A 23,180-nucleotide genomic window follows, 5' to 3' on the forward strand; every position below is an offset into this window, starting at 1 on the left:
GGAAAGTATTTGTATATCTTGCTTGTTTTAGCTATGTTTTTATGGGGCTCATCTTGGCCTACTTCTAAGATTTTATCGGCTTATGCTGATACTTCTGTGATTACTTTTTGGCGTTTTTTCTTTGTTTTGCTAGGTTCTTTGATAGTATTAGGCTTTTTAAGAATTCCTTTAAGGCTTGAAAAATCTACTTTAAAATGGGTGCTGATAGCAGGAATTTTAAATGGGCTTTATACTTTTGTATTTTTTATTGCCATTAAGCATGGTTTAGCTGGAAAAGGCGGTGTTTTGGTTACAACTATGATTCCTATTTTTTCTTATTTTATATTTATGACAGCGATATTATTTCAAAAAGATAAAAAATCAACTCACAAGATCACAAAGAGTGAAATTCTAGGCTTATTTTTAGGTTTATTATCTGGATTTTGTTTGTTAAATTTAGGGAGTTTAGAAGATTTATTTGGTAAATTTAATATTTTATTTTTAACTTGTTCTTTTATTTGGGCTTTGATAGCAGTGTTTAATCATAAAGCCAAAGGAGCTCACCCTTTGGCGATTAACTTTTATATTAATCTCATTTCTGTTTTAATGTTTTCTTGGATATTGTTTGATGTAAAAAGTTATGAAATTTTTCATTTTGAATTTAAATTTTGGATCAGTATGTTTGTCGTGGCTTTTTTATCAACTATTATAGGTACTAGTATTTATTATTATGGGATTCACATTTTAGGGAGTGTTAAGGCAAATTCTTTTGTTTTAATCACTCCTGCTAGTGCTTTAATTTGCAGTTATTTTATACTAGATGAGGTGTCAAATGCACTTACCTTGTTAGGTTGTGCCTTGGCTATAGGTGCTATATATTTTATCAATATTTATGGTAAAAAAGCTTAGATCATTTTCTATAACCGTGGCTATTTTTGTATAGTCTCCTGTGCTTTGTTCTACTGCCATTAAAATGATAGGAATACCACTTTTTGGTACCTGTATGCTTCCAAAAACTGCAGGATCTGAAATAATATCTGTTGAGTTTTTATGCTCTATACTTTTGCTAGATTCTGTATAAATCACCATTCTATCACTTTTTAAACCCACTTTATAACTAGTATTTAAAAAAGCATCTATGCCTTTTTGGGTAAAAGCATCTTCATTTGTTCCTAAAATAACGCGTATAATAGGATCTTTTGAGCTTTTAAAAATAGGATTTTCACATTCTCTAGCTTCTAAATTAAAAGGTATAAAAGTATCATGAGTATTTAAAATATCATCTTTTTGCAAAGCTCTTCCTTTAAAAATTCCAACTCTCATTTTAGCATCGCTGGATTTAGAGTTTAAAAAACTTTTTACTTCAAAGCTACCTGCTACGCATAAATGTCCACGAAAACCTATTTTTGCTAAACCAAGTTCTAAAATATCACCTTTGTTTGTTTTATACACCTTGCAAGTTTTTATTTTTTGATTATTAGGCTTTGCCTCAAATTCAGCCCCACTTAAAACAAAATAATTCTCATCTAAAAATTTATATTTTCCACCCTTTAAACAAAGCTCAATTCTTGCTTCATCTTGTTTGTTTCCAAGTAAGATATTTGTCATTCTTAAGGCATCTTCATCCATAGCCCCACTTCTTGCTATGCCAAATTTAGCAAATTTTTTTCTACCAAAGTCTTGCAAACTCGAATTTATAAATGCTTCAATGATTTTTATACTCATAAATTTCCTTTTGATAGATTTTTTTAGCAACTTGCTCTTGGATCTCAAAAAATTCATCTTTTGAAATGGCTTTAAATTTTAAAAACATACCCGCTTTTAAAAAAGAAAGTCTTTCATCTAAACCTCCAAGATAAGGAAAACCTGCCAAACCTAGCATAAAAACAAGATAGTAAGGCTTAGTGTGAAGAGATATAAGTTCTTCTTTTTAAATTTGATTGAAATTCTAAATCCAGTCCAAATTCTTCATCATAACAAAGTGGAACTTCTATACAAAGACTTGAGTTTTGCTCCGTAAGTTTTAATATCCTTTTTAATTTTTTTCAAAAAATCAAGCAAAGAATTTAAAGAAAGTATACAAGGATTAAAGTATATAAGCAAGCTTGCATAAGCACTTATCAACTCATCAATATTATAAATTTCACCTTCTTTTAGGGCTTTTTGTATCCTTTGTTCCGTGCTTAAAACATAAGCATTGATTTGAGGTGAAATTTCTTGTTTAAAAAGCAAAAGCAAAGCCTTGCTTCCATTAAAATGCACACTAAACATTGCTAAAACCTATATAAAATTTTCCAAAGCACAAATTTGAATTTGTTCTTTTTCTAAATTTTCTTTGATTTTTTTAACAAATTCTAAAGCTTTTACATTATCCCTATGAACGCAAATACTATCCGCTTTTAAATCAATTTCTTTGCCATTTATGCTTGTAACTTTGCCTTCTTTTATCATTTTTACAACGCGTTTATCGCTAAATTTTTATCAATAGCTGCTATATTATAAAGTGCGCCATAAGCTTTAAAATGCTGTATTTTCATACCTTTTGTCTTAGTAAAGTCAAAGCTCCTAGTTGATACAAGGCATAGTTTTTAGCCTCTTCAAAGCTTATTTGCATATTGCGTCTTCCAAAACCCAAAAGATCAGGATAAGATGGGTGTGCTCCTATGCAAACACCATTTTGCTTGGCTAAATTTAAGGTCTTATCCATTACACAAGGATCACCCGCATGAAAGCCACAGGCGACATTTACTGAACTTACAAATTTTAAAATTTCTTCATCCATTCCCATTTTATAGGCGCCAAAACTTTCCCCTAAATCACTATTTAAATCCACTTTGAACATTATTTGACCTTGTATATTTAATTATTGATTTTATTATATCTAAAGAAGAAATTTAAATAAGCTAAAAGTATTGAAAAATAAATAAAAAAGTTACAATAAGTAAAAATAATATTTTAAGCAGGCTAAAACCTGCTTAATTTTAATCCTTCCTTGTTTTTGCATCAACTACGAATAAAGGTTTATAGAGCAATTTAAATCCGCTAATAAAACTTAAAGTATCGTCACTTGTAAGCCAATCGATAAATTTTTTAGCTTCAGTATAATTGACATTTTTGCAATGCTTAGGATTTGTTGCTATAACAGAATAAAAATTTTTAAGGCTATCATCACCTTCATTTATAATGACTAAACTTGGATTTCCTTTTTCACTGGCTTCATATTTGATATAAGTGCCACGATCAGTTAAAATCACACCTTTTTTTTCTTCAGCGATTTTAATGCTTGCTAGCATACCTTGTCCACTTTGTTGATACCAGTTTTCTTTTTCAGGCACACCACCAAGATCTTTCCAAAGACTTTTTTCTTTATTATCAGTACCTGATTTATCGCCTCTTGAGATGAAAGTGAGTTTTTCATTTTTGATAAGCTCTAAACTTTCTTTTAAATTTTTGCCTTTAAATTTAGAAGCTATTGATTTATCTGCAATGATGATAAAATCATTATACATCACAGGGGTTCTATCCACGCCAAAACCTTTTTTTATAAATTCTTTTTCTGCTTTTGGAGAGTGCACAAAAAGTACATCAGCATTGCAATCTTCACCCATTTTTAAAGCCGCACCTGTTCCTACTGCAACCCATTTTAAGGTATTGCCGCTTTCTTGTTCATAAAGAGGCTTTAGAGCATCTAAAAGTCCTGTATTGTCAGTGCTTGTTGTGGTTGCCATTTTAAGTTCTGCTGCACTTGCACTTAAAGCTAAAGCAAGGGCTAAAGAAATGATTTTTTTCATTTTTTCTCCTTATAAATTTACATAAAAAAATATTTTAGCATAATTATGCTAAAATTACTTATTTTAAAAAGGATATTTTTGGATTATATTTTTGATGGTTTTAAACAAGCTTTATTTTTACTTTTTAATGCTGATGAAAGTGTAATTTCAGCTATAAAAACTACACTTTTAAGCTCAAGTATTTCTATAGTTTTAGCTTTGCTCATAGGTTTTCCTTTGGGATTTATCTTGGGCTTTTTTGATTTTAAATTTAAACGCTTTATAAAACTTATCATAGATACTAGCCTTTCTTTTCCAACAGTTGCGGTAGGACTTATACTTTATGCACTGATTTCAAGTCGAGGACCTTTGGGAGAATTTGGACTACTTTTTACTATAAAGGCTTTAATTTTAGGGCAGTTTATTTTAGCACTTCCTATAGCGATCGCACTTTTTTCAAATTTGATAGAAAATATGAATAAAAAACATTTTTTACTTATAAAATCTTTTCACCTAAGTCCTTTAAAACTTGTTTTAATGATGATTTATGAATTACGCTTTGCTTTGATTAGCGTCGTTGCACTAGTTTATGGACGCATTGTAGCAGAAGTAGGAGTAGCGATGATAGTGGGTGGAAATATTAAATACGACACTAGAACCATAACCACAGCTATTTCTCTTGAAACCAACAAAGGCGAATTTGCTAGCGGTATAGCTTTGGCTTTGGTTTTAATTCTCATTGCCTTTTGTTTAAATTTCATCACACATAAACTCAAAAGAACATAAAATGATAGAAATTTCTAATCTTTTTTTCAACTATCAAAACAAAGAAGTTTTAAAAATTAAAAATTTAAAACTTGATACTAGTAAAATTAGCATCTTAATGGGAACGAATGGAAGTGGAAAATCTACATTTTTAAGAATATTAAAATTTTTAGAAGGAGATTTTTCAAAAAATATTTCTTATTTTGGAAATTTTAAACTTAATAATAAACAAAAGCGTGAAATTTATTTGCTTTTTCCAGAGCCTATTTTGTTAAATCGTAGCGTAAGGGCAAATTTTTTATTTACTTTAAAAACTTATGGGATTAAAGAAGATATCGAAGAACGCATAAAAGAAAGTTTGATGTTTTTAAATTTAGATGAAAGTCTTTTAAGTAAATATCCTAATGAACTTTCATCAGGACAAAGTCAAAAAATAGCTTTTGCTATAGCTTTAAGCGTAAGAGCGAAGTATTATTTACTTGATGAACCGAGTGCTTTTTTGGATAAAAATACTACGCTTTTATTTAAAAAAGCTATTCTTAAAATGCACGAAAATTTCAATACAGGTTTTTTAATCGCAAGTCATGATAAACATTTTTTAGATTCTTTGGCTCAAAAAAAACTTTATTTACACAGTGGAGAAATTTTAGAATTTGAAAATACTAATGTTTTTGAGCTAGAAAATCAAGGTGTGAAATTTTGTAATTTTATAGATTTTAGTAATTGTAAAAAATATAAAGATTTTAAAAAACCTCCAAGTAAAATTGCGATTGATCCTTATAAAATTTCTTTTTTTAATTCTAAAAATATCCCAAAAAATAATTATGAGTTTATTTTAGAAAAATGTTATATTATAGCACTTAGAAGTAGGAAAAGTGATGTTTTTATAAGGGTAAGTTGTATGGATAAAATTTTAGAATTTGCTTTAGAAAAACAAGAATTTTTAAAATTCGATTTAAAATTATACGAAGAACTCAGTCTTTATTTTTATGAAGATGCAATATGTTTCTTAAATTAACATACATTATAAAATTTAAATAAAATATTACAAATATTCCCATTTTTTATAAAATTTATCTTAATTATTTTTTAAATTTGTATTTAATGTAAATAAACTCTTATATAATGTTTAAAAATAACCATAAAGGAGTTTTTATGCTTAATCAAAATAATCAAGAGCTTTTTAAACCAAGTAAAGAATTTTCTCGTAATGCTCGTATAAAAAATTTATGTGAATACTATGATTTATGCGATGAAGCCAAAGAAGATTTTGAAGGTTTTTGGAAAAGACAAGCACTTGAGAAGATCGAGTGGTTTTCGCCTTTTTCAAGAGTGCTAAATGAGGATAAAGCTCCATTTTATAAATGGTTTGAAGGTGGAACTTTAAATGTAAGCTATCAATGTCTTGATCGTCATATGAAAACAAGACGCAATAAAGCTGCTTTGATTTTTGAAGGTGAAATGGGGGATTATGAAGTTTATACTTATAGAAGATTATTGCATGAAACTTGCAAGGCAGCCAATTTGCTTAAAAAATTCGGAGTAAAAAAAGGCGATAGGGTTGTAATTTATATGCCTATGATTCCAGAAACAGCTATAGTAATGTTAGCTTGTGCAAGGATTGGGGTTATTCATAGTGTGGTATTTGGAGGGTTTTCTCCTGAAGCCTTAAGAGATAGAATTATAGATGCAGGAGCTAAACTTGTGGTAACGGCTGATGGTGCTTTTCGTCGTGGCAAACCTTATATGTTAAAACCTGCAGTAGATAAGGCTTTAAGTGAAGGGTGTGAAAGTGTAGAAAAAGTACTTATAGTTATACGCAATAATGAGCCTATAGAATATATTAAAGGAAGGGACTATGTTTATAACGAACTTGTGAAAAATGAATCTTATAAGTGTGAACCCGAAATCATGGATAGCGAGGATTTGTTGTTTTTGCTTTACACTTCAGGATCAACGGGCAAGCCAAAAGGAGTTATGCATGCAAGTGCAGGATATATACTTTGGGCACAAATGACTATGGAATGGGTTTTTGATATTAAAGATTATGATAATTATTGGTGTAGTGCTGATGTGGGTTGGATTACAGGACATACTTATGTAGTTTATGGGCCTTTAGCATGTGGAGCAACGACTATAATGCATGAAGGAACTCCTACTTATCCAAATTCTGGGCGTTGGTGGAGAATGATAGAAGAGTATCAAATAAGCAAATTCTACACTTCGCCAACTGCTATAAGAATGCTTCATGCTGATGCACCTGATGAGCCAAGAAAATATGATTTAAGTACGCTTGAAGTGCTTGGAACGGTTGGAGAGCCTATCAATCCTAGTGCTTGGAAGTGGTTTTATGATGAAATAGGGGGAGCTAAAAGTCCTATAGTCGATACTTGGTGGCAAACAGAAACAGGTGGGCATATGATCACGCCTTTACCAGGCGCTACTCCTTTAAAACCAGGTTGTGCTACCTTGCCTTTGCCAGGAATTTTTGCAGAAGTTATTGATGAAGAAGGCAATAAAAAAGATGAAGGTGAAGATGGATTGCTTTGTATAACCAAACCTTGGCCTTCGATGATTCGTGGAATTTGGGGTAATGATGAACGCTATATAGAAAGTTATTTTTCTCAAGCTAGAAAAGATGGAAAAGCTGTATATTTTAGTGGCGATGGTGCTTTTTATGATAAAAATGGTTATATTACCATCACAGGAAGAACAGATGATGTGGTTAATGTTGCAGGACATCGTATAGGAACGGCTGAAATTGAAAGCGCTATTGCTAAACATCCAAGTGTAGCAGAATCAGCTGTAGTGAGTATTTTGGATGCGATTAAGGGCGAGTCACTGTTTGCTTTTGTGGTTTTAAGTCCTACATCCAGTTGTGATCTTGGCGGAGCTATAGAAACTTTAAAAGAACTTAATGACATTTTAAGAGTAGAAATAGGACCTATAGCTAAAATAGAAAAAATTCTTTATACTCCAGGTTTGCCAAAAACTAGAAGTGGTAAAATAATGAGAAGAATTTTAAGAACTATAGCAAGAGGTGAAGAAATTAAACAGGATATTTCAACACTTGAAGATTCTGGAGTAGTAGAAACCATTGTTAAATTAGCTAAGGCAGAGTTTGAATAACAAGGCAAAAAGAACTTTGCCTTGTTGCATAAAAATTCATAAAAATAAGCTATAATGATAAAAAAATAAAAGGAAATTTTTATGCTTCAAACTTGTATTTTCCCTGCGGCAGGTTATGGGACAAGATTTTTACCTGCAACAAAAACTTTACCTAAAGAGATGTTACCTATCTTAACTAAGCCTTTGATCCATTATGGGGTTGATGAAGCTTTGGAAGCAGGAATGGAAAATATGGGCTTTGTCACAGGGCGTGGAAAAAGAGCTTTGGAGGATTATTTTGATATTTCTTATGAACTTGAGCATCAAATTTCAGGTACAAAAAAAGAATACTTACTTGATGAAATTCGCTCTTTGATCAATCGTTGCACCTTTACTTTTACAAGACAAAATCAAATGAAAGGCTTAGGTGATGCGGTTTTAAAAGGTAAACCTTTAGTTGGCGATGAAGCTTTTGGCGTAATTTTAGCCGATGATTTGTGTGTTAATGAAGAAGGCTTAAATGTTATGGCTCAAATGGTAAAAATTTATGAAAAATATCGCTGCACCATCATAGCTGTGATGGAAGTACCAAAAGAACAAGTTTCAAACTATGGAGTAATTTCTGGAAATTTTGTAGAAGAAAATCTTATTATGGTTAATTCTATGATAGAAAAACCAAGTCCTGATGAAGCTCCAAGTAGTCTTGCTATCATAGGAAGATATATTTTAACTCCTGATATTTTTGGAATTTTAGAAAATACTAAAGTAGGAAAAAATGGCGAAATTCAACTTACCGACGCGCTTTTAACTCAAGCAACCAATGGTATGGTTTTAGCTTATAAATTTCAAGGGAAGCGCTTTGATTGTGGAAGCGTAGAAGGCTTTGTAGAGGCGACAAATTATTTTTACGAGAAAAGTAAATGTTAAACAATACACTTTTTTTTAAGCAAAGTGAAATTCACACTATAAGTTCTTATGCAAATCGTATTAATGATGAGGTAAAAAGTGGAGATGTAGGGTATTATCATCTTATTGACACAAGTTTGAATTTAATCGATGAGAGCTTGAAATTTATTCAAGATAAAGAATATGTAAAAAATATCGTTTTAGTGGGAATGGGAGGTTCAAGTTGTGGTGTAAAAGCCTTGCGCGATATGCTTTTTAATGAAAAAAGCAACCAAAAAGAGCTTTTTATACTCGATAACACAAGCTCACATTCTTTTAATAAGACTTTAGAAAAAATCAAGCTTGAAGAAAGTTTGTTTTTAATCATCAGTAAAACAGGTAGCACTATAGAAGTCGTATCACTTTTTAAACTTCTTATTGAACATTTTAAACTTGATATGCAAGAATTAAAAAAATACTTTGTTTTTATTACTGATAAGGATTCAAAACTTCATAAAGAAGGTGAAAATTTAGGTATTAAATGCTTTTTTATCCCTGCAAATGTAGGAGGTCGTTTTAGCATACTTTCAGCCGCGGGTATAGTTCCACTTTGTTTTTGTGGCTATAATGCCAAAGCTCTTTTAGAAGGAGCTAAAGCTTGTTTTGAAGATTTTTTTACTCGCAAAAAAGATGAAATTTTACAAAAGGCTTATCATTATTGCACACACAAAAATGCCAATATCAATGTGCTTTTTTCATATAGTGATGCTTTTAAAGGCTTTAACGAATGGTATATCCAGCTTATTGCTGAAAGTTTAGGTAAAAAGCAAGGCTATAAACGCATAGGTTTAACTCCTATTGCACTCATTGGTGCAAGAGATCAGCATAGTTTTTTACAACTCATCATGGATGGACCTAAAAATAAAACTGTAACTTTTTTAAAAATCAAAGACGCTCAAAAAGCACCTATTATCCCTGATATTCATTTTAAATTTTTAGATTCTTTAAGTAATAAAGTCAATCTTCACGAACTTTTAAACGCTCAATGTGATGCAACTATGCATGCTTTAATCGCTGAAAATTTGAGTGTTGATGTGATAGAACTTGAAAAACTTGACGCTTGGCATGCGGGATATTTGATGTATTATTATGAACTTTTTACTTCAACTTGCGGTGTTATGCTAGGGATTAACACTTATGATCAACCTGGTGTGGAAGTTGGAAAGTTGATCTTAAAAAATATATTAAATTCTTAATCAAAATTCATTAAAAAAAGAGTATAATGATTTTAAGTTAAAATTATAATAAAAATTTTTAATTAATAATAATTATTATTTAAGAATTTTATGCTATAATTTTAAAAACCAAAAAAAGGAGTCAATCATGTCAGTTACAAAACAATTATTACAAATGCAAGCAGATGCTCATCATCTATGGGTTAAATTTCATAATTATCATTGGAATGTAAAAGGTTTGCAATTTTTTTCTATACACGAGTACACAGAAAAAGCTTATGAAGAAATGGCAGAACTTTTTGATAGTTGTGCTGAAAGAGTTTTACAACTTGGCGAAAAAGCTATCACTTGCCAAAAAGTTTTAATGGAAAATGCAAAAAGTCCAAAAGTTGCAAAAGATTGCTTTACTCCGCTTGAAGTCATAGAACTGATCAAACAAGATTATGAATATCTTTTAGCAGAATTTAAAAAACTCAATGAAGCAGCAGAAAAAGAAAGTGATACCACAACAGCTGCTTTTGCACAAGAAAATATCGCAAAATATGAAAAAAGTCTTTGGATGATAGGTGCTACTTTACAGGGTGCTTGCAAAATGTAATTTAAGGGGCTTTATGCCCCAAATTATACAAACTAGGTTATAATATCCTTTTTTAAAGGATAAAATTGAAAGTGCTTAATTTTTTTTATGAAAATCACCCTAAATTTGAGGTAAGTTATGAAAGAAAAAATCAAATTTCAAAACCAAATATTATCATAAAAGGCCCACGATTTTGTGGTAAAAAAACACTTATTTTTAATTTTTTATCTCAATTTAAAGCAAGTGAAATTTTGTTTTTAGATTTATATGATACACGTTTTGAAAAACAAAGTTTAGAAAGACTTGCTGATTTTTTGAATGAAAATTTACAAATTAAAATTCTTTGCCTTTATAATTTGGATTTTATCCCTAATTTAGAAAAAATTAAAATTCCCATCATCTTAAGTACAAATATAAAAGATTTAAATATAAATGGGTTTGAAGAACTTGAACTTGATTATTTTGATTTTGAAGAATTTATTAGTGTAAGTAAGAAAAATTTACCTATAAATAATTTAGTAGGTCTTTTTTTGCAAAGTGGACGGAGTAAATTTGGAGAAAAAAACATACTTTTAAGACAAAGCTTTACTCTTTTAGAATTAGAAATTTTAAAGTATTTAGCTTTAAATTTGGGTCAGCAAATCAGTATTTCTAAGATATTTATAGAACTCAAAAAAAGATTAAAAACTTCAAAAGATAGTGTTTATCAAGCTATAAAAAAATTAGAAAATACTTATGTGATCTATATTTTAAAACATGATGAAAAAAAACTTCAAAAGATTTATTTTAAAGATTTTGGCCTAAGAAATAATCTTTGTATTTCAAAGGATTTTTCACATTTATTTGAAAATTTAGTTTTAAGCGAGTTGTTTAAATTTAAAGAAGAATTTTTTTATAACAAATACTTTAACTTTTATAGCCAAATATCTAAAATTGCTTATATTTCAAGTCCAACTTTAGATATTGATTTGATCAAGCTACGTGCTAAGAAAATTTTACCAAAGGCTTTAGAACTTGGAATTTTTCATGTGATTTTTATCACTCTTTCAAGCGAGGATAGTTTTTTTGAGCAAGGGGTTAAATTTGAAGTCATATCTTTTGATAAATTTTCACTTGGATTTTAGGCGTTGTTTGATTTTGTATCGTATTTTTCAAGGTTGTATCGTTTGATGATTTTTGTAATAAGATTGATATAATATCCCTTGCGTTCAGAATAAGAATCTAAAGTTTTAATAGCCTCTAGTCCTGTTATCTCTTTGTCTTCGCTTTCAAATTTAGCTCTTACATCGCGAAACTTTTCATAAGCAAAATGACGATTTAAATTTAAAACATAAGAGTCAACACTATCTTGCAGACTATCAAAAATTTTAATTTTGTGTTTTTTATCTGGATGTCTTAAATCAGGAATTAAACCTTTCTCACCCCAAGTCCATTCTCCAAAAAGATTGTTTGCTTCTCTTGCGAAGCGACTGGTACCTGTAGCACTTTCAACTAAAGCTTGGGCTATACCCATGGATTTTGGAATTTTTTGAATACGTTTTTTATATTCTGCAAAATCATAAAGATTTTCAATGCGATATTTGTTTTTTATCGTGATAAGTTTTTCAAGATTTATTTGGTTTGAAGTCCTAAAGCCTGTTTTGTAAGCATCTTTAAAAAAGGCTTCGATAAAGGATCTTTCTTGTTCAATTTTTTTAAAGCTTTGATCAAACATTTCATTCATTTTTATAAAAAAAATTTGTCTTTTTTGATCTATATCAAGTTTGTAATATTCTTCTCCAAATCCACTCTTTAGATCATCAGCAAAAAGTGGGATTAGAAAAAGACTAAGAAAAATTATAATTGGCTTCAAAACAATACTTTACCTTTCCTTCAAAAAACAATTCTTCATTTTTATATGCAAACCCTACCTCTTCACCACTTTTAGGAGTTATTTTAACTTTATTTTGTACTTTTTTATTTAAAAATGCCAGATAAAAACAAGCCCCCATTCCTGTGCCACAAGCTAAGGTTTCATCTTCAACTCCGCGTTCATAGGTGCGAACTTTTAAATGATTTTCATCTAAAATTTTTACAAAATTAACATTGGCATTATATTTTTGTCTCATTTTTTGACAAAGCATTGTATCAAATTCATCTAAATTTTGACAAAAATGTACTAGATGTGGAACTCCAGTGTCGCAAAGTTGCCAAGTTTTTCCTAATTCTTCAAAAGTATTTTGCACGCTTTTTATTTTGCCTAAAGATACTTCAACTTTATCTTGATTTACCTTTGCTTTTATTACTCCTGCACCGGTTAAAAAACTCATGTTACGATTTATTTTGTTAATATGATGTGCAAAATGTGCCGCAGCCCTTGAGCCATTGCCACACATAGCAGCCCTTGAGCCATCGTTATTATAAAATTCCCATTCAAAGTCGTATTTTTCATGAGGTAATATCACGATAAAGCCATCCGCACCTATACCCTCATAACGATTACAAAGTTCTTTAGCTAAAGCACTTCTATCTTCTTTTCTATCAGCATTTGTTATGACAAAATCATTCCCACTTGCACAATATTTATAAAATTTCACATTTTTCCTTTAGAAATTTCTTGTATTACTTTAACACATTCTTGCCTAAAATCGGCATAAGAATTAGTATTTTTAATGATAAAATCTGCTTTTTTAAGTTTTTCTTCAATATCTATTTGAGAATCAAGTCTTGCTTTTGCAGCTTCTAAGCTGAGCTTATCTCTTTGCATAATTCTTTTAAGGCTTAATTCTTTAGGTGTGTAAATTACAATGACTTTGCCTAAATTTTCATAAGCACCGCTTTCAAAAAAAAGAGGAATTTCTACAAAAAAAGCTTTATTTTCCTTATCTAGAATTTGCATTTGTTCTAAAATTTTAGCTCGAATTTTAGGATGAGTGAAATTTTCTAAGATTTTTTTAGCTTCTTTATTGTTAAAAACAATTTCTCCAAGGATTTTTCTATCGATTTTCTTTTCTTTTGTGAGCAAATTTTTTAAGCTAAAGGGAGAAAAAATCTTTTCAAGTTCTAAAGCATTTTCATCTAAAATTTTATGAGCGATTTTGTCTGCGCTAATGCTTTTAAAGCCTAAAGAATTCGCTATTTCTATAAAAGTGCTTTTACCACAAGCAATTGAAGCGGTTACAAAAAAAGCATTTTTCATCTTATGCCTTATTAAAACTTTTTTCGTTAAAATACCTTTTTAGTTCTTAAAGGAAAATAAATGAAAATTTCATATGAAGATGCGGGCGTAAGTATAGATAATGGAAATGCCTTTGTAGAGGCTATAAAACCTTTGGTTAAAGAAACTTTTAATGATAATGTTGTAGGTGGAATTGGTTCTTTTGCTGGTGCTTTTAGAATGCCAAGTGGTTTTAAAAAGCCTGTGATTTTAGGTGCAACAGATGGGGTTGGTACCAAGCTTCGCTTGGCAATTGATGCTAAAAAATATGATACTATAGGGCAAGATTTAGTAGCAATGTGTGTGAATGATTTGATTTGTAATTTTGCTACGCCTTTGTTTTTCCTAGATTATTATGCTACAGCCAAGCTTGAAGTAGAAGTAGCAAAGGCTGTTGTATCAGGCATTGCCAAGGGATGTAAGATGGCAAATTGTGCATTAATTGGCGGAGAAACTGCTGAAATGCCTGGAATGTATGCAAAAGATGATTTTGATCTTGCGGGTTTTGCTGTGGGTATGGCTGAAGAAGATGAGATCGATAGAAGTAAATTTGTTAAAAATGGTGATATTTTATTGGCACTTCCTAGTTCAGGACTTCATTCAAATGGTTATTCTTTAGCTAGAAAAGTACTTTTTGAAAGTTTAAAATTAAAATTTGATGACAAGATAGAGGGCAAAAATTTAATTGATATTTTATTAGAACCTACAAGGATTTATGTGCGTGATTTTCTTACACTAAAGCCTTATATTAGTGCTCTAGCTCATATTACAGGGGGTGGTTTAGTAGAAAATTTACCACGCGTTTTACCTCGTGGTATGGGTGCAACTATACGCAAACATCATCTTAAAACTCCTGGAATTTTTTATACTATAGGACAGGCTGTAGAAGAAAGCGAAATGTATAGAAGCTTTAACATGGGAGTAGGTTTAGTAATGGTTGTAGATCCTTCTAATGTAAGTAAGGTTTTGGAAAATTCAGATGCCTTTATTATCGGCGAAATTTGCATTAATGAAGGTATTGTTTTAGAATGAAAATAAAGCGTCAATATGCTTTATTTTTGTATTTTAAGTTCTATTTTTGTAGTGTTTTGTTCTTTTGACAAAGGATCGGTTTGTGCTAGATAAAAGGCTACAAGTACATTTGCAAGCATAGCGATAAGTAAAAGAGGAGTGGTTCGTTTTATAATATCCATTGGAGCTACTTTTGCAAATCCAGCTAAAGCTATGTTCCGCCTGCTATTGGTGAAGTTGCACGACCTAAACAAGATGCAATTTCTATAGGTAAAACTAGAGTAATAGGTGCAACGCCTAATTTCGTAGCTATATTAGAAGCTGGTTTTCTAAAAGCATTAAAAGCAGCAATTCCACTTCCCATAATCACTGTGGCAAAATAAACTAAAAAGCTTAAAATAGCTATACTCAAAAGAATTCCAAACTATGCAAAATTTCCTGTTCCAAGATTTGAAACCGCGTTAGCAAGGATATTAACTCCACCAAGTGCTTTAATGTCTTCGGCAAATACTTCAGCGGCGATGATTATGCTTACGACTGAGAAAAAATTTCAGCCATAGCTTTTAAAATCACCATCATATCTTCGCCTAATTTTCTAGCATTTCTGTGTCTTGCAAATTCAACAAGAAAAACTAAAGAAATGCTTACAAAATTTGCTGTCACAACATTGAGCTTGATAGTAAAAAAAATACGCTGTAAATAAAAATACAACAGGTAACCAAGGAAAGAAGCATGTAAAAAGTAGGGCATTTTTGGTAATTTAAAAAAGCCCTATGACATTATCACTTTGTCTTACTATATTTTCCATATTGATTGAATTTCCATCTTTTGGACCATAATCAAGTACAATTAAAGAAAGCACACATACAGCTGTAATAGGACGGATTTTAAGTGAGATTAAAAAAAGATAAATAGATGCTAACAAAAGCAAAAGCAATCCAGCATAGCTAGAAATGACGATTTTTAAGCCATTACAACAACAAAAGTTCCACTTAAAATCAAGTATTTATTTTTGATTTTCCTAAGGGTTTATTTGTTAAAAAAGCAAGTTTTGCCGAAGCATTGATATGTTTCATATAAGCAGCAAAACCTGCCACACTCATGATAATAAGTCCTACTCCAGAAAACTGGCTTTTAAAAGTTGCTGTGATAAAAGCATAGCTATCAAGTAAAATATTCAAAAAGCTTGTATGTTCTCTGCTTGGGGTTTTTTGGTATAGGTGTTCCTGTGATGTAAAAAGCAAAAATAAGCAAGATAATACCTGAAAGAAAAAATACAAAAATGGGATTGTATTTTTTTGAGTATATAATAAGCAACGACAATTACCGCTAAAAGTGTAGAGCATATCATAAAAATTGTCATGATTTCTCCTAAAGTTATTATTAACTTTTATTTTAGCTAAAATTTAACTAATAAATATTTTTCATTTAAAATTTTACTTATTTTTGCATTATAAAATTAATAATATATATAGTTTGGTTACTGAAAAGTTTATGTTTGTATAAAAAATGATTTTTATATTATAATTATAAACAAATCATAAATATCAAAAAGGATCTAGTGTGGCAAGAATTTTGGCATTTGATATAGGAATAAGCTCTATTGGCTGGGAATTTAGCGAAAATGATGAGTCAAAAGAATGTGGGGTTAGGATTTTTGCAAAGGCTGAAAAATCCTAAAACAGGAATCCTTAGCCTTAGACTCCTTGCTAGACGCAAAGCAAGGCTAAATCACTTAAAACATTTAATCGCAAATGAATTTAAGTTAAATTACGAAGATTATCAAAGTTTTGATGAAAGTTTAGCTAAGGCTTATAAAGGCCTTTAATTAGCCCTTATGAGTTAAGATTTAGAGCTTTAAACGAGCTTTTAAGTAAGTAAGATTTTGCAAGAGTGATTTTACATATTGCAAAAAGGCGTGGCTATGATGATATTAAAAATAATGGTGATGAAGAAAAAGGCGAGATTTTAAAAGCTATCAAGCAAAATGAAGAAAAATTAGTAAGTTATCAAAGTGTAGGCGAGTATCTTTATAAAGAGTATTTTCAAAAATTCAAAGAAAATTCCAAAGAATTTATAAATGTTAGAAATAAAAAAGAAAGTTATGAACGCTGTATAGTGCAAAGTTTTTTAAAAGATGAATTAAAGCTTATTTTTCAAAAGCAAAGAGAATTTGGTCTTTCTTTTTCAAAAAAATTTGAAGAAGAGGTGCTTAGTGTAGTATTTTATAAAAGGGCTTTAAAGGATTTTTCTCATTTGGTGGAAAATTGTAGTTTTTTACTGGTGAAAAATGAGTGCCAAAAAATTCGCCCTTAGCCTTTATGTTTGTAGTACTTACAAGAATTATCAATCTTTTAAATAATCTTAAAAATACTGAAGGAATTTTATATACAAAAGATGATTTAAACACGCTTTTAAATGAAGTTTTAAAAAATGGCACTCTAACTTATAAACAAACAAAAAAAGCTTTTAGCTTTAAGCGATGATTATGAATTTAAAGGAGAAAAAGGAACTTATTTTATTGAGTTTAAAAAATACAAAGAATTTATAAAAGTCCTAGGTGAACATAGTTTAAGCCAAGATGATTTAAATGAAATAGCAAAGATATTACCCTTATAAAAGATGAGATTAAGCTTAAAAAGGCTTTAGCAAAATATGATTTAAATCAAAATCAAATTGATAGCTTAAGCAAATTGGAATTTAAAAACCATTTAAATATAAGTTTTAAAGCCTTAAAACTTATCACTCCTTTAAAAAATACGATGAAGCTTGCAGTGAGCTTAATTTAAAAATAGCATTTAATGAAGATAAAAAAGACTTTTTGACCGCATTTAATGAAACTTATTACAAAGATGAAGTAACTAATCCTGTGGTTTTAAGGGCGATTAAAGAATATAGAAAGGTCTTAAATGCCTTGCTTAAAAAATATGGTAAAGTGCATAAAATAAACATTGAATTAGCAAGAGAAGTAGATAAAAATCACAACTAAAGAGCTAAAATAGAAAAAGAGCAAAACGAAAACTACAAGGCCAAAAAAGACGCTGAACTTGAATGTGAAAAACTAGGCTTAAAAAAATAGTAAAAATATTTTAAAATTAAGATTATTTAAAGAACAAAAAGAATTTTGTGTTTATAGTGGGGAAAAGATTAAAATTAGTGATTTGCAAGATAAAAAAATGCTTAAAATTGACCATATTTACCCTTATTCTAGAAGTTTTGATGATTCTTACATGAATAAAGTTTTAGTTTTTACCAAGCAAAATCAAGAAAAACTTAATAAAACCCCCTTTAAAGCCTTTGGCAATGATAGTGCAAAATGGCAGAAAATTGAAGTTTTAGCAAAAAACCTATCTATTAAAAAGCAAAAAAGAATTTTAGATAAAAATTACAAAGACAAAGAGCAAAAAGACTTTAAAGATATAAATCTAAACGATACTCGCTACATCGCAAGGCTTGTTTTAAACTATACTAAAGATTATTTAGATTTTTTACCTTTAAGCGATGATGAAAATACAAAATTAAACGATACACAAAAAGTCTCAAAAGTATATGTAGAAGCAAAAAGCGGTATGCTAACATCCGCTTTAAGGCACACTTGGGGCTTTAGCACTAAGAATAGAAACAATCATCTTCATCACGCCATCGATGCAGCAATTATTGCTTATGTAAATAATTCTATCGTAAAGGATTTTTCAGATTTTAAAAAAGAGCAAGAAAGCAACACTGCAGAGCTTTATGCAAAAAAAATTAGTGAATTAGATTATAAAAACAAAAGGAAGTTTTTTGAGCCTTTTAGTGGTTTTAGGCAAAAGCTTTTAGATAAAATTGATGAAATTTTTGTCTCAAAACCTGAGAGAAAAAAGCCAAGTGGAGCTTTACATGAAGAAACATTTAGAAAAGAATAAGAATTCTATCAATCATACGGCGGAAAAGAAGGAGTTTTAAAAGCCCTAGAGCTTGGTAAAATCCGCAAAGTAAATGGTAAAATAGTTAAAAATGGCGATATGTTTAGAGTGGATATTTTTAAACACAAAAAGACAAATAAATTTTATGCTGTGCCAATTTATATTATGATTTTGCTTTAAAAGTATTACCAAATAAAGCTGTAGCACGAAGTAAAAAAGGTGAGATAAAAGACTGGATTTTAATGGATGAAAATTATGAGTTTTGCTTTTCTTTATACAAAGATAGTTTGATTTTAATTCAAACTAAAGATATGCAAGAGCCAGAATTTGTTTATTATGAAAGGCTAGATAACTCAAATGCTAGCCTAACTGTTTCAAAACACGATAATAAATTTGAAACGCTAAGCAAAAATGAAAAAATATTGTTTAAAAATGCAAATGAAAAAGAAGTCATTGCAAAAAGTATAAGAATTTAAAATCTAAAAGTATTTGAAAAATATATAGTTTCAGTGCTTGGAGAAGTGACAAAGGCTGAGTTTAGACAAAGAGAAGATTCTAAAAAATGAGTTACGATGAAACTCATAGTATAAATGGTGTTTTTACTCCTTTTTTAGGGCATTTTCAAAGTGCAAAAATCACAAAAGAGCAAATGAATGAGCTTATAAATTTGGCTAAAAAAGCAAGCTTAAATGATAGTAAAATATTGAAGCTGTTACGGCGGCGTTGTATTTTAAAACTTTATTTGGTGCTTCTTTTTCAAGAGATGAGCTTTGTTTTGAAAATTCTGCTTTAAATTATGGCCATGCAATCATTAGGGCTTGTATTATTAGAGCAATTTGATAAAATGGAATTTTTGCTTGGTGGCAAAAGTTAATAACGAAACTAATTTAACGCTTTTTGATATAGATAGTCATGGAGAATTTAAATACAAAAATTCAAATAATGAAGAAATACAACTAAACAAAAAACAAGAAAAATATCACCAGCAAAATTTATTTGAATTTTAAAAGCGGTTTTAGAGGATTGTAACCCCGCAGAGTCCCGCAAACTCTTTATTTTAGTCCCTTTTTAAATTTCTTATGAGATTATAGCATAATTTTTGCTATTTTTATTAAAAAACCCTGAAATTTTCATTATCTGGTAAATATCTATTTTACCATAAAGAAATTTAAAAAGGGACTAAAAAACCCTAGTGGATTGAAACTCCGCTAGGGCTAATTACTCCACTAAAAGGAGGTTGCAAATTTGAAATTTATTGAAATTTATGGTTGATTAAAATCGAAATAAAATTATTTAAATAATTTTAAGGCATAAAGATAATATCCACTAAACTTTCATTTTCTAACATTTCACATTCTTTTGGCACCACCATAAGGGCAGCTTTATTGTTAAGATTGTTTATAATCGCACTAGAGCCTTCTTTTTTACCTTCAAGATTAGCTAAAATGCGTCCATTTTCAAACTTTATGTTACAAGCGACAAATTCCAAATAAGGTGTTTTTTTCTTGTAGCTTCCTTGTAAGAAGGCTTTGCAAATATAGTCTTTAGGCTGAAGTAACCAAGAGTTTAAAATCTCTCTTGCGTAAAGATTAAACATTACCATAGCCGAGTAAGGAAAACCTGGTAAGGCGATAATGAATTTTTCATTAGCCTTGGCTATTTTGATATGTCTACCTGGTTTTATGTCGGCTTTATCGATGATGATTTCGTATTCTTTGATGGCTTTTTTTAAAAAGTCAAAATCCCCCATAGAAACCCCGCCCGTTGTAACTAAAATATCACAACTTTGCAAAGCACTTTCAAGGGTAGAAAAAGTGGCTTTTTCATCATCTTTTAAAAGAGGAAAAACCCTTGTATCGCAATTTAAATTTTTAGCTAAATTAGCTATGGCGATATGATTTGAAGAGCGGATTTGAGCAGGATTTTCCAAGGCTTCTCCTAGATCTTTTATCTCACTTCCACTACTTAAAACCCCTACAATAGGCTTTATAAACACACTAATGTGAAAAAATCCAAGTTCAGCCAAAAGAGCTATCTCGCTATAATTTAACCTTGTGCCTTTTTTGAGTAAAATTTCATCTTTTTTATAGTTTTCTCCTACCGCACGCACGGCAAAAGCTTGAGGAACTTTTTTTTCTATAAAAAGAGTATCATTTTCTACGCGTACATTTTCAACAGGGACTAAAGTATCGCTTCCTTCGCTCATGAGTGAGCCTGTAAAGGTTTTTACACAAGTGCCATTTTGCACGCTAAATTGTGGCATAGTGCCCGCAGGTGTGAGGCCTAAAATTTTTAAAGGCTTATCTTGATCTTCAAATTTGATCGCATAACCATCCATAGCCGAAGTTGGAAATTCAGGTTGATTTTTAAGGGCTTTTATGTCTTGAGCTAAAATGCGTCCTAAACACTCTGTAAGAGCTATTTTTTCAATCTTTTCATAAGTTTTAATATGAGAGTGTAAAATTTTTAAACTTTCTTCATAAGACATTAGCATTTTTTATCCTTTTAAAAGTCCTGCACCGCAAAGTTTGGTTGATCTTTCTTTAGCATAAATTCTTTCTTTGTTTATCACATCATACTTCCAAATAGGTGCGCTTGCTTTAAAATCTTCAACAAATTCATTAAGGAGTTTAAGTCCTAATTTTCTTTGTTTGCTTAAAATTCCTGCAAAATAAGAGCTTTCATGAACCGCCACATCGCCTATAGAGTGAGCAAAAAGCAAGCTAATACCATCAAAATCTACTCTTTTTTGCCACTCATCAAACCATTTTTTTAAAAGCGGTTCATAAATATCAAAACTAAGTGCCTCAATGCCTCCTTCTTCACGCACAATACCACAAAAAGTCAGCAAAGCACCGCAGTTTTTATCCTTGGCAAATTCATACCATTGGCTATAAATTTTAGGAATATCTAAAGAACCTTGATAAAGTGTAAAATGTTCCATTTAACCCCCACAAACTGGCGGTAAAAGTGCTATTTTATCACCATCTTTTAACTTAGTGTTTTCATCAAAAATGATTTCATCGTTTAAAGATACGGCACAAAGTTCTAGCCATTCTTTTAAACTCTCATCTTTTTGCAAAATTTCTTTTAATTCTTTTAAATTTTTTACCTCAAACTCTAAATTGTCTTTATTTATGGGGCCTAAAAATTCCACTTTTACCATTTTATTCCTTTACTTCTAAATTTCCCATCATTCCTAAATCTTCATGTTCTAAAATATGGCAATGATACATTCTAAGTCCTTTAAAATCTTGTTTCATTCTAAGTCTTAACTCTTCATTAGGACGCACATTTATAGTATCTCTTAAGGCTCTAAATTCAGCTTTTTGAACTTTTCCATTGAGTTTTGATGAGATGAGTTCAAATTGCGTGCCATGTATATGGAAAGGATGATCCATGTGAGATTTGTTTATCACTATCCAGTCTTCAACTACTCCAAGCTTGGAGCTTAAATCAATGCGTTTTAAATCATAGCTTTTGCCATTGATTAAAAACATAGACGCAAGAGCGATTTTTAATTCGCTTTCACTTTTTCCCATCATACCATGCATTTGCATATGATCTTCACTCATGATTATTTCTTTAAATTCCTTAGGTTCTTCTGAAGGTTTGAAAATTTTTAAATTTTTTGGAAGTTCTACATTTTCTTTTTTTAGGTTAATATTGGCTAGAAATAGGGTATTAGGTTCTTCTTTTACCATCATTTTATCCCTATCATAATAAGCACTTTCTAGCTTAAAATTCCCATCTTTTGGAGCGTCGATTAAAACTTCTATGCGAGAAGCAGGACTTAAGAAAAGTTCTTCTTTATAAATAGCTTTTTCTATAAGTCCACCATCAGTACCAACAAGTATAAACTTAGCTCCTTGTATGCGTAAATTTAAATATCTTGCTGCAGTAGCATTATAAATGCGTATGCGTTCGTTTGTGGCGAGTTTGATTTTAGGTTTAAATTGTCCATTGATGAGTACAAATTCTCCTTCTCTACCATTTAGCCAATCATTTAGGTTATTGTTTGGAATTTGAGCGTTTTCATCAAGACGCAAATCGCTAATCATCAAATCTTTTTCTTTTAAATGACTTAAAGCATCTTTTTTTGCTTTGATTACAAAAGCCCCCGCTAAACCCATAAAAACTTGTTTAGAAGCGGTATAATGAGGATGTGGATGATACCAGTAAGTTCCTGCACTATCTTGAGGAATTTCAAAATGATATGTTCTTTCTTCTCCTGCTAAGATAGGATCATGTGGGTTTCCATCTTGATCAGGTGGCACAGGAACGCCATGCCAATGTATAGTTGTAGCTTCTTTGAGTTTGTTTTTGACTAAAATTTCAAGTTTATCTCCTTCAAAAACTTCTATTTTTGGAGCAGGCACGAGGCCATTATAAGTATAAAATAAGGTTTTTTTACCTTTGATAAGCTCTATATGATTTTCTTTGATTTCTAGAGTAGCACGAAAAATATTTTTTTCTTTACTTTCATTTTTGAGCAAAGGCAAGGCTTTTAAAAGTTCTCCTTGGGGAAATTGTTTTGGATCTAAAAGTTTTAAATTTTTTGGAGCAAAATTTATAAAAGAAGTATCTAAATCATGATTTGTAGAATGATTTTTATGCATGGAGTGCATATCGTGCATAGGATTTGCATAGGCTACACTCATACTTGCTAGAGTAAGTGCGTTAAATTTTAAAAAATTTCTTCTATTCATTAGTTTTTCCTTTTGCTTGATTTTTTGTATTATAGTCATT

Annotated in this window: 18 protein-coding genes and 6 pseudogenes; 12 read left to right on the top strand and 12 right to left on the bottom strand. The window is 30.3% G+C overall.

Going from position 1 to position 23,180, the window contains the following annotated elements; translation table 11 throughout:
• Window positions 1-33: 33 nt before the first annotated feature.
• Entirely contained in the window at window positions 34-888 is an 855-nt protein-coding gene (locus AJ930_RS00105; protein WP_070274675.1) for a DMT family transporter, read from the top strand.
• Here AJ930_RS00105 and AJ930_RS00110 read toward each other — a convergent pair.
• The 4 genes and pseudogenes from AJ930_RS00110 to tupA form a co-directional block, all read right to left on the bottom strand.
• A pseudogene (locus tag AJ930_RS00110) lies at window positions 883-1,704 on the bottom strand (biotin-dependent carboxyltransferase family protein); the annotation flags it as partial. The gene AJ930_RS00105 and the pseudogene AJ930_RS00110 sit on opposite strands and share 6 nt — an antisense overlap.
• Window positions 1,685-2,250: pseudogene (locus tag AJ930_RS00115) on the bottom strand (carboxyltransferase domain-containing protein). The pseudogenes AJ930_RS00115 and AJ930_RS00110, both read right to left, overlap by 20 nt.
• Window positions 2,251-2,259: 9 nt before the next feature.
• Window positions 2,260-2,821: pseudogene (locus AJ930_RS00120) on the bottom strand (LamB/YcsF family protein).
• Between the two features lie 139 nt (window positions 2,822-2,960).
• Window positions 2,961-3,770: a tungstate ABC transporter substrate-binding protein TupA gene (tupA, locus tag AJ930_RS00125; protein ID WP_070274649.1), complete on the bottom strand. Its 810-nt coding sequence runs from the start codon at window positions 3,768-3,770 to the stop codon at window positions 2,961-2,963.
• A gap of 78 nt (window positions 3,771-3,848) precedes the next feature.
• On the opposite strand from tupA, the gene tupB reads away from it, so the two are divergent.
• The 7 genes from tupB to AJ930_RS00160 all read left to right on the top strand — a co-directional run bounded on the left by tupB (window position 3,849) and on the right by AJ930_RS00160 (window position 11,443).
• Complete coding sequence (tupB, locus tag AJ930_RS00130) at window positions 3,849-4,535, top strand: tungstate ABC transporter permease TupB (RefSeq protein ID WP_070274650.1); 687 nt, start codon at window positions 3,849-3,851, stop codon at window positions 4,533-4,535.
• Window position 4,536: 1 nt separating this feature from the next.
• On the top strand, window positions 4,537-5,532 hold the full coding sequence (gene tupC / locus AJ930_RS00135) for a tungstate ABC transporter ATP-binding protein TupC (protein ID WP_044780401.1): 996 nt from the start codon (window positions 4,537-4,539) through the stop codon (window positions 5,530-5,532).
• Window positions 5,533-5,669: 137 nt separating this feature from the next.
• Window positions 5,670-7,643, top strand: coding sequence for an acetate--CoA ligase (acs, locus tag AJ930_RS00140; RefSeq protein WP_070274651.1), 1,974 nt, complete (start codon window positions 5,670-5,672; stop codon window positions 7,641-7,643).
• Between the two features lie 81 nt (window positions 7,644-7,724).
• Window positions 7,725-8,549: a UTP--glucose-1-phosphate uridylyltransferase GalU gene (gene galU / locus AJ930_RS00145; RefSeq protein ID WP_070240642.1), complete on the top strand. Its 825-nt coding sequence runs from the start codon at window positions 7,725-7,727 to the stop codon at window positions 8,547-8,549.
• The gene (locus AJ930_RS00150; RefSeq protein WP_070240641.1) at window positions 8,543-9,763 is read left to right on the top strand and encodes a glucose-6-phosphate isomerase; all 1,221 of its coding nucleotides are present in this window, start codon (window positions 8,543-8,545) and stop codon (window positions 9,761-9,763) included. Before galU ends, AJ930_RS00150 begins: the two co-directional genes overlap by 7 nt.
• A gap of 127 nt (window positions 9,764-9,890) precedes the next feature.
• Window positions 9,891-10,340, top strand: a complete 450-nt coding sequence (locus AJ930_RS00155; RefSeq protein WP_002851546.1) for a Dps family protein — start codon at window positions 9,891-9,893, stop codon at window positions 10,338-10,340.
• A gap of 65 nt (window positions 10,341-10,405) precedes the next feature.
• On the top strand, window positions 10,406-11,443 hold the full coding sequence (locus AJ930_RS00160) for a DUF4143 domain-containing protein (protein WP_070240640.1): 1,038 nt from the start codon (window positions 10,406-10,408) through the stop codon (window positions 11,441-11,443).
• On the opposite strand, the gene AJ930_RS00165 is transcribed toward AJ930_RS00160, so the two are convergent.
• The 3 genes from AJ930_RS00165 to coaE are packed head-to-tail and all read right to left on the bottom strand — an operon-like array spanning window position 11,440 to window position 13,497.
• On the bottom strand, window positions 11,440-12,171 hold the full coding sequence (locus AJ930_RS00165) for a glucosaminidase domain-containing protein (protein ID WP_070240639.1): 732 nt from the start codon (window positions 12,169-12,171) through the stop codon (window positions 11,440-11,442). The genes AJ930_RS00160 and AJ930_RS00165 overlap by 4 nt on opposite strands.
• Entirely contained in the window at window positions 12,146-12,895 is a 750-nt protein-coding gene (gene dapF, locus AJ930_RS00170; RefSeq protein WP_070274652.1) for a diaminopimelate epimerase, read from the bottom strand. The genes AJ930_RS00165 and dapF overlap by 26 nt, the downstream gene beginning before the upstream one ends.
• Complete coding sequence (gene coaE, locus AJ930_RS00175) at window positions 12,892-13,497, bottom strand: dephospho-CoA kinase (RefSeq protein WP_002826882.1); 606 nt, start codon at window positions 13,495-13,497, stop codon at window positions 12,892-12,894. Before coaE ends, dapF begins: the two co-directional genes overlap by 4 nt.
• 60 nt (window positions 13,498-13,557) lie before the next feature.
• Here coaE and purM point away from each other — a divergent pair, with 60 nt between their 5' ends.
• The gene (gene purM, locus AJ930_RS00180) at window positions 13,558-14,547 is read left to right on the top strand and encodes a phosphoribosylformylglycinamidine cyclo-ligase (protein WP_070233880.1); all 990 of its coding nucleotides are present in this window, start codon (window positions 13,558-13,560) and stop codon (window positions 14,545-14,547) included.
• A 20-nt stretch (window positions 14,548-14,567) separates the two neighbouring features.
• Here purM and dcuC read toward each other — a convergent pair.
• A pseudogene (gene dcuC, locus AJ930_RS00185) lies at window positions 14,568-15,889 on the bottom strand (C4-dicarboxylate transporter DcuC).
• Between the two features lie 200 nt (window positions 15,890-16,089).
• On the opposite strand from dcuC, the pseudogene cas9 reads away from it, so the two are divergent.
• The 3 genes and pseudogenes from cas9 (at window position 16,090) to AJ930_RS10150 (ending at window position 19,438) form a co-directional block, all read left to right on the top strand.
• Window positions 16,090-18,997 (top strand): annotated as a pseudogene (gene cas9 / locus AJ930_RS00200) (type II CRISPR RNA-guided endonuclease Cas9).
• Window positions 18,994-19,268, top strand: a pseudogene (locus AJ930_RS09900) (type II CRISPR-associated endonuclease Cas1); the annotation flags it as partial. The pseudogenes cas9 and AJ930_RS09900, both read left to right, overlap by 4 nt.
• Window positions 19,269-19,291: 23 nt before the next feature.
• Window positions 19,292-19,438: a hypothetical protein gene (locus tag AJ930_RS10150; RefSeq protein ID WP_173405586.1), complete on the top strand. Its 147-nt coding sequence runs from the start codon at window positions 19,292-19,294 to the stop codon at window positions 19,436-19,438.
• 296 nt (window positions 19,439-19,734) lie between these two features.
• Here AJ930_RS10150 and AJ930_RS00210 read toward each other — a convergent pair whose 3' ends face one another.
• From AJ930_RS00210 to cueO, 4 genes are read right to left on the bottom strand one after another with little or no spacing between them, the layout of a single operon-like run.
• Window positions 19,735-20,925, bottom strand: a complete 1,191-nt coding sequence (locus AJ930_RS00210; protein WP_002819000.1) for a molybdopterin molybdotransferase MoeA — start codon at window positions 20,923-20,925, stop codon at window positions 19,735-19,737.
• Between the two features lie 3 nt (window positions 20,926-20,928).
• Window positions 20,929-21,375 carry a molybdopterin synthase catalytic subunit gene (locus tag AJ930_RS00215; protein WP_002855371.1) on the bottom strand — a complete coding sequence of 149 codons (447 nt, stop codon included), beginning with the start codon at window positions 21,373-21,375 and terminating at the stop codon, window positions 20,929-20,931.
• On the bottom strand, window positions 21,376-21,597 hold the full coding sequence (locus AJ930_RS00220; protein WP_002932392.1) for a MoaD/ThiS family protein: 222 nt from the start codon (window positions 21,595-21,597) through the stop codon (window positions 21,376-21,378). It lies immediately after the preceding gene.
• A 1-nt stretch (window position 21,598) separates the two neighbouring features.
• A complete protein-coding gene (cueO, locus tag AJ930_RS00225) occupies window positions 21,599-23,140 on the bottom strand; it encodes a multicopper oxidase CueO (RefSeq protein ID WP_070274653.1) in 1,542 nt (513 codons plus the stop codon).
• Between the last annotated feature and the right edge of the window lie 40 nt (window positions 23,141-23,180).

This window comes from Campylobacter sp. BCW_6871, assembly GCF_001762325.1.
Taxonomy (GTDB): Bacteria; Campylobacterota; Campylobacteria; order Campylobacterales; family Campylobacteraceae; genus Campylobacter_D; species Campylobacter_D jejuni.

Bases quoted from the DNA above. Each gene is read 5' to 3' on its own strand.
- cueO (WP_070274653.1), bottom strand. From the start codon at position 23,140: ATGAATAGAAGAAATTTTTTAAAATTTAACGCACTTACTCTAGCAAGT.
- galU (WP_070240642.1), top strand. From the start codon at position 7,725: ATGCTTCAAACTTGTATTTTCCCTGCGGCAGGTTATGGGACAAGATTT.
- purM (WP_070233880.1), top strand. From the start codon at position 13,558: ATGAAAATTTCATATGAAGATGCGGGCGTAAGTATAGATAATGGAAAT.
- AJ930_RS00105 (WP_070274675.1), top strand. From the start codon at position 34: ATGTTTTTATGGGGCTCATCTTGGCCTACTTCTAAGATTTTATCGGCT.
- coaE (WP_002826882.1), bottom strand. From the start codon at position 13,497: ATGAAAAATGCTTTTTTTGTAACCGCTTCAATTGCTTGTGGTAAAAGC.
- AJ930_RS00220 (WP_002932392.1), bottom strand. From the start codon at position 21,597: ATGGTAAAAGTGGAATTTTTAGGCCCCATAAATAAAGACAATTTAGAG.
- AJ930_RS00150 (WP_070240641.1), top strand. From the start codon at position 8,543: ATGTTAAACAATACACTTTTTTTTAAGCAAAGTGAAATTCACACTATA.
- AJ930_RS00155 (WP_002851546.1), top strand. From the start codon at position 9,891: ATGTCAGTTACAAAACAATTATTACAAATGCAAGCAGATGCTCATCAT.
- tupA (WP_070274649.1), bottom strand. From the start codon at position 3,770: ATGAAAAAAATCATTTCTTTAGCCCTTGCTTTAGCTTTAAGTGCAAGT.
- acs (WP_070274651.1), top strand. From the start codon at position 5,670: ATGCTTAATCAAAATAATCAAGAGCTTTTTAAACCAAGTAAAGAATTT.
- tupC (WP_044780401.1), top strand. From the start codon at position 4,537: ATGATAGAAATTTCTAATCTTTTTTTCAACTATCAAAACAAAGAAGTT.
- AJ930_RS00215 (WP_002855371.1), bottom strand. From the start codon at position 21,375: ATGGAACATTTTACACTTTATCAAGGTTCTTTAGATATTCCTAAAATT.
- AJ930_RS00210 (WP_002819000.1), bottom strand. From the start codon at position 20,925: ATGCTAATGTCTTATGAAGAAAGTTTAAAAATTTTACACTCTCATATT.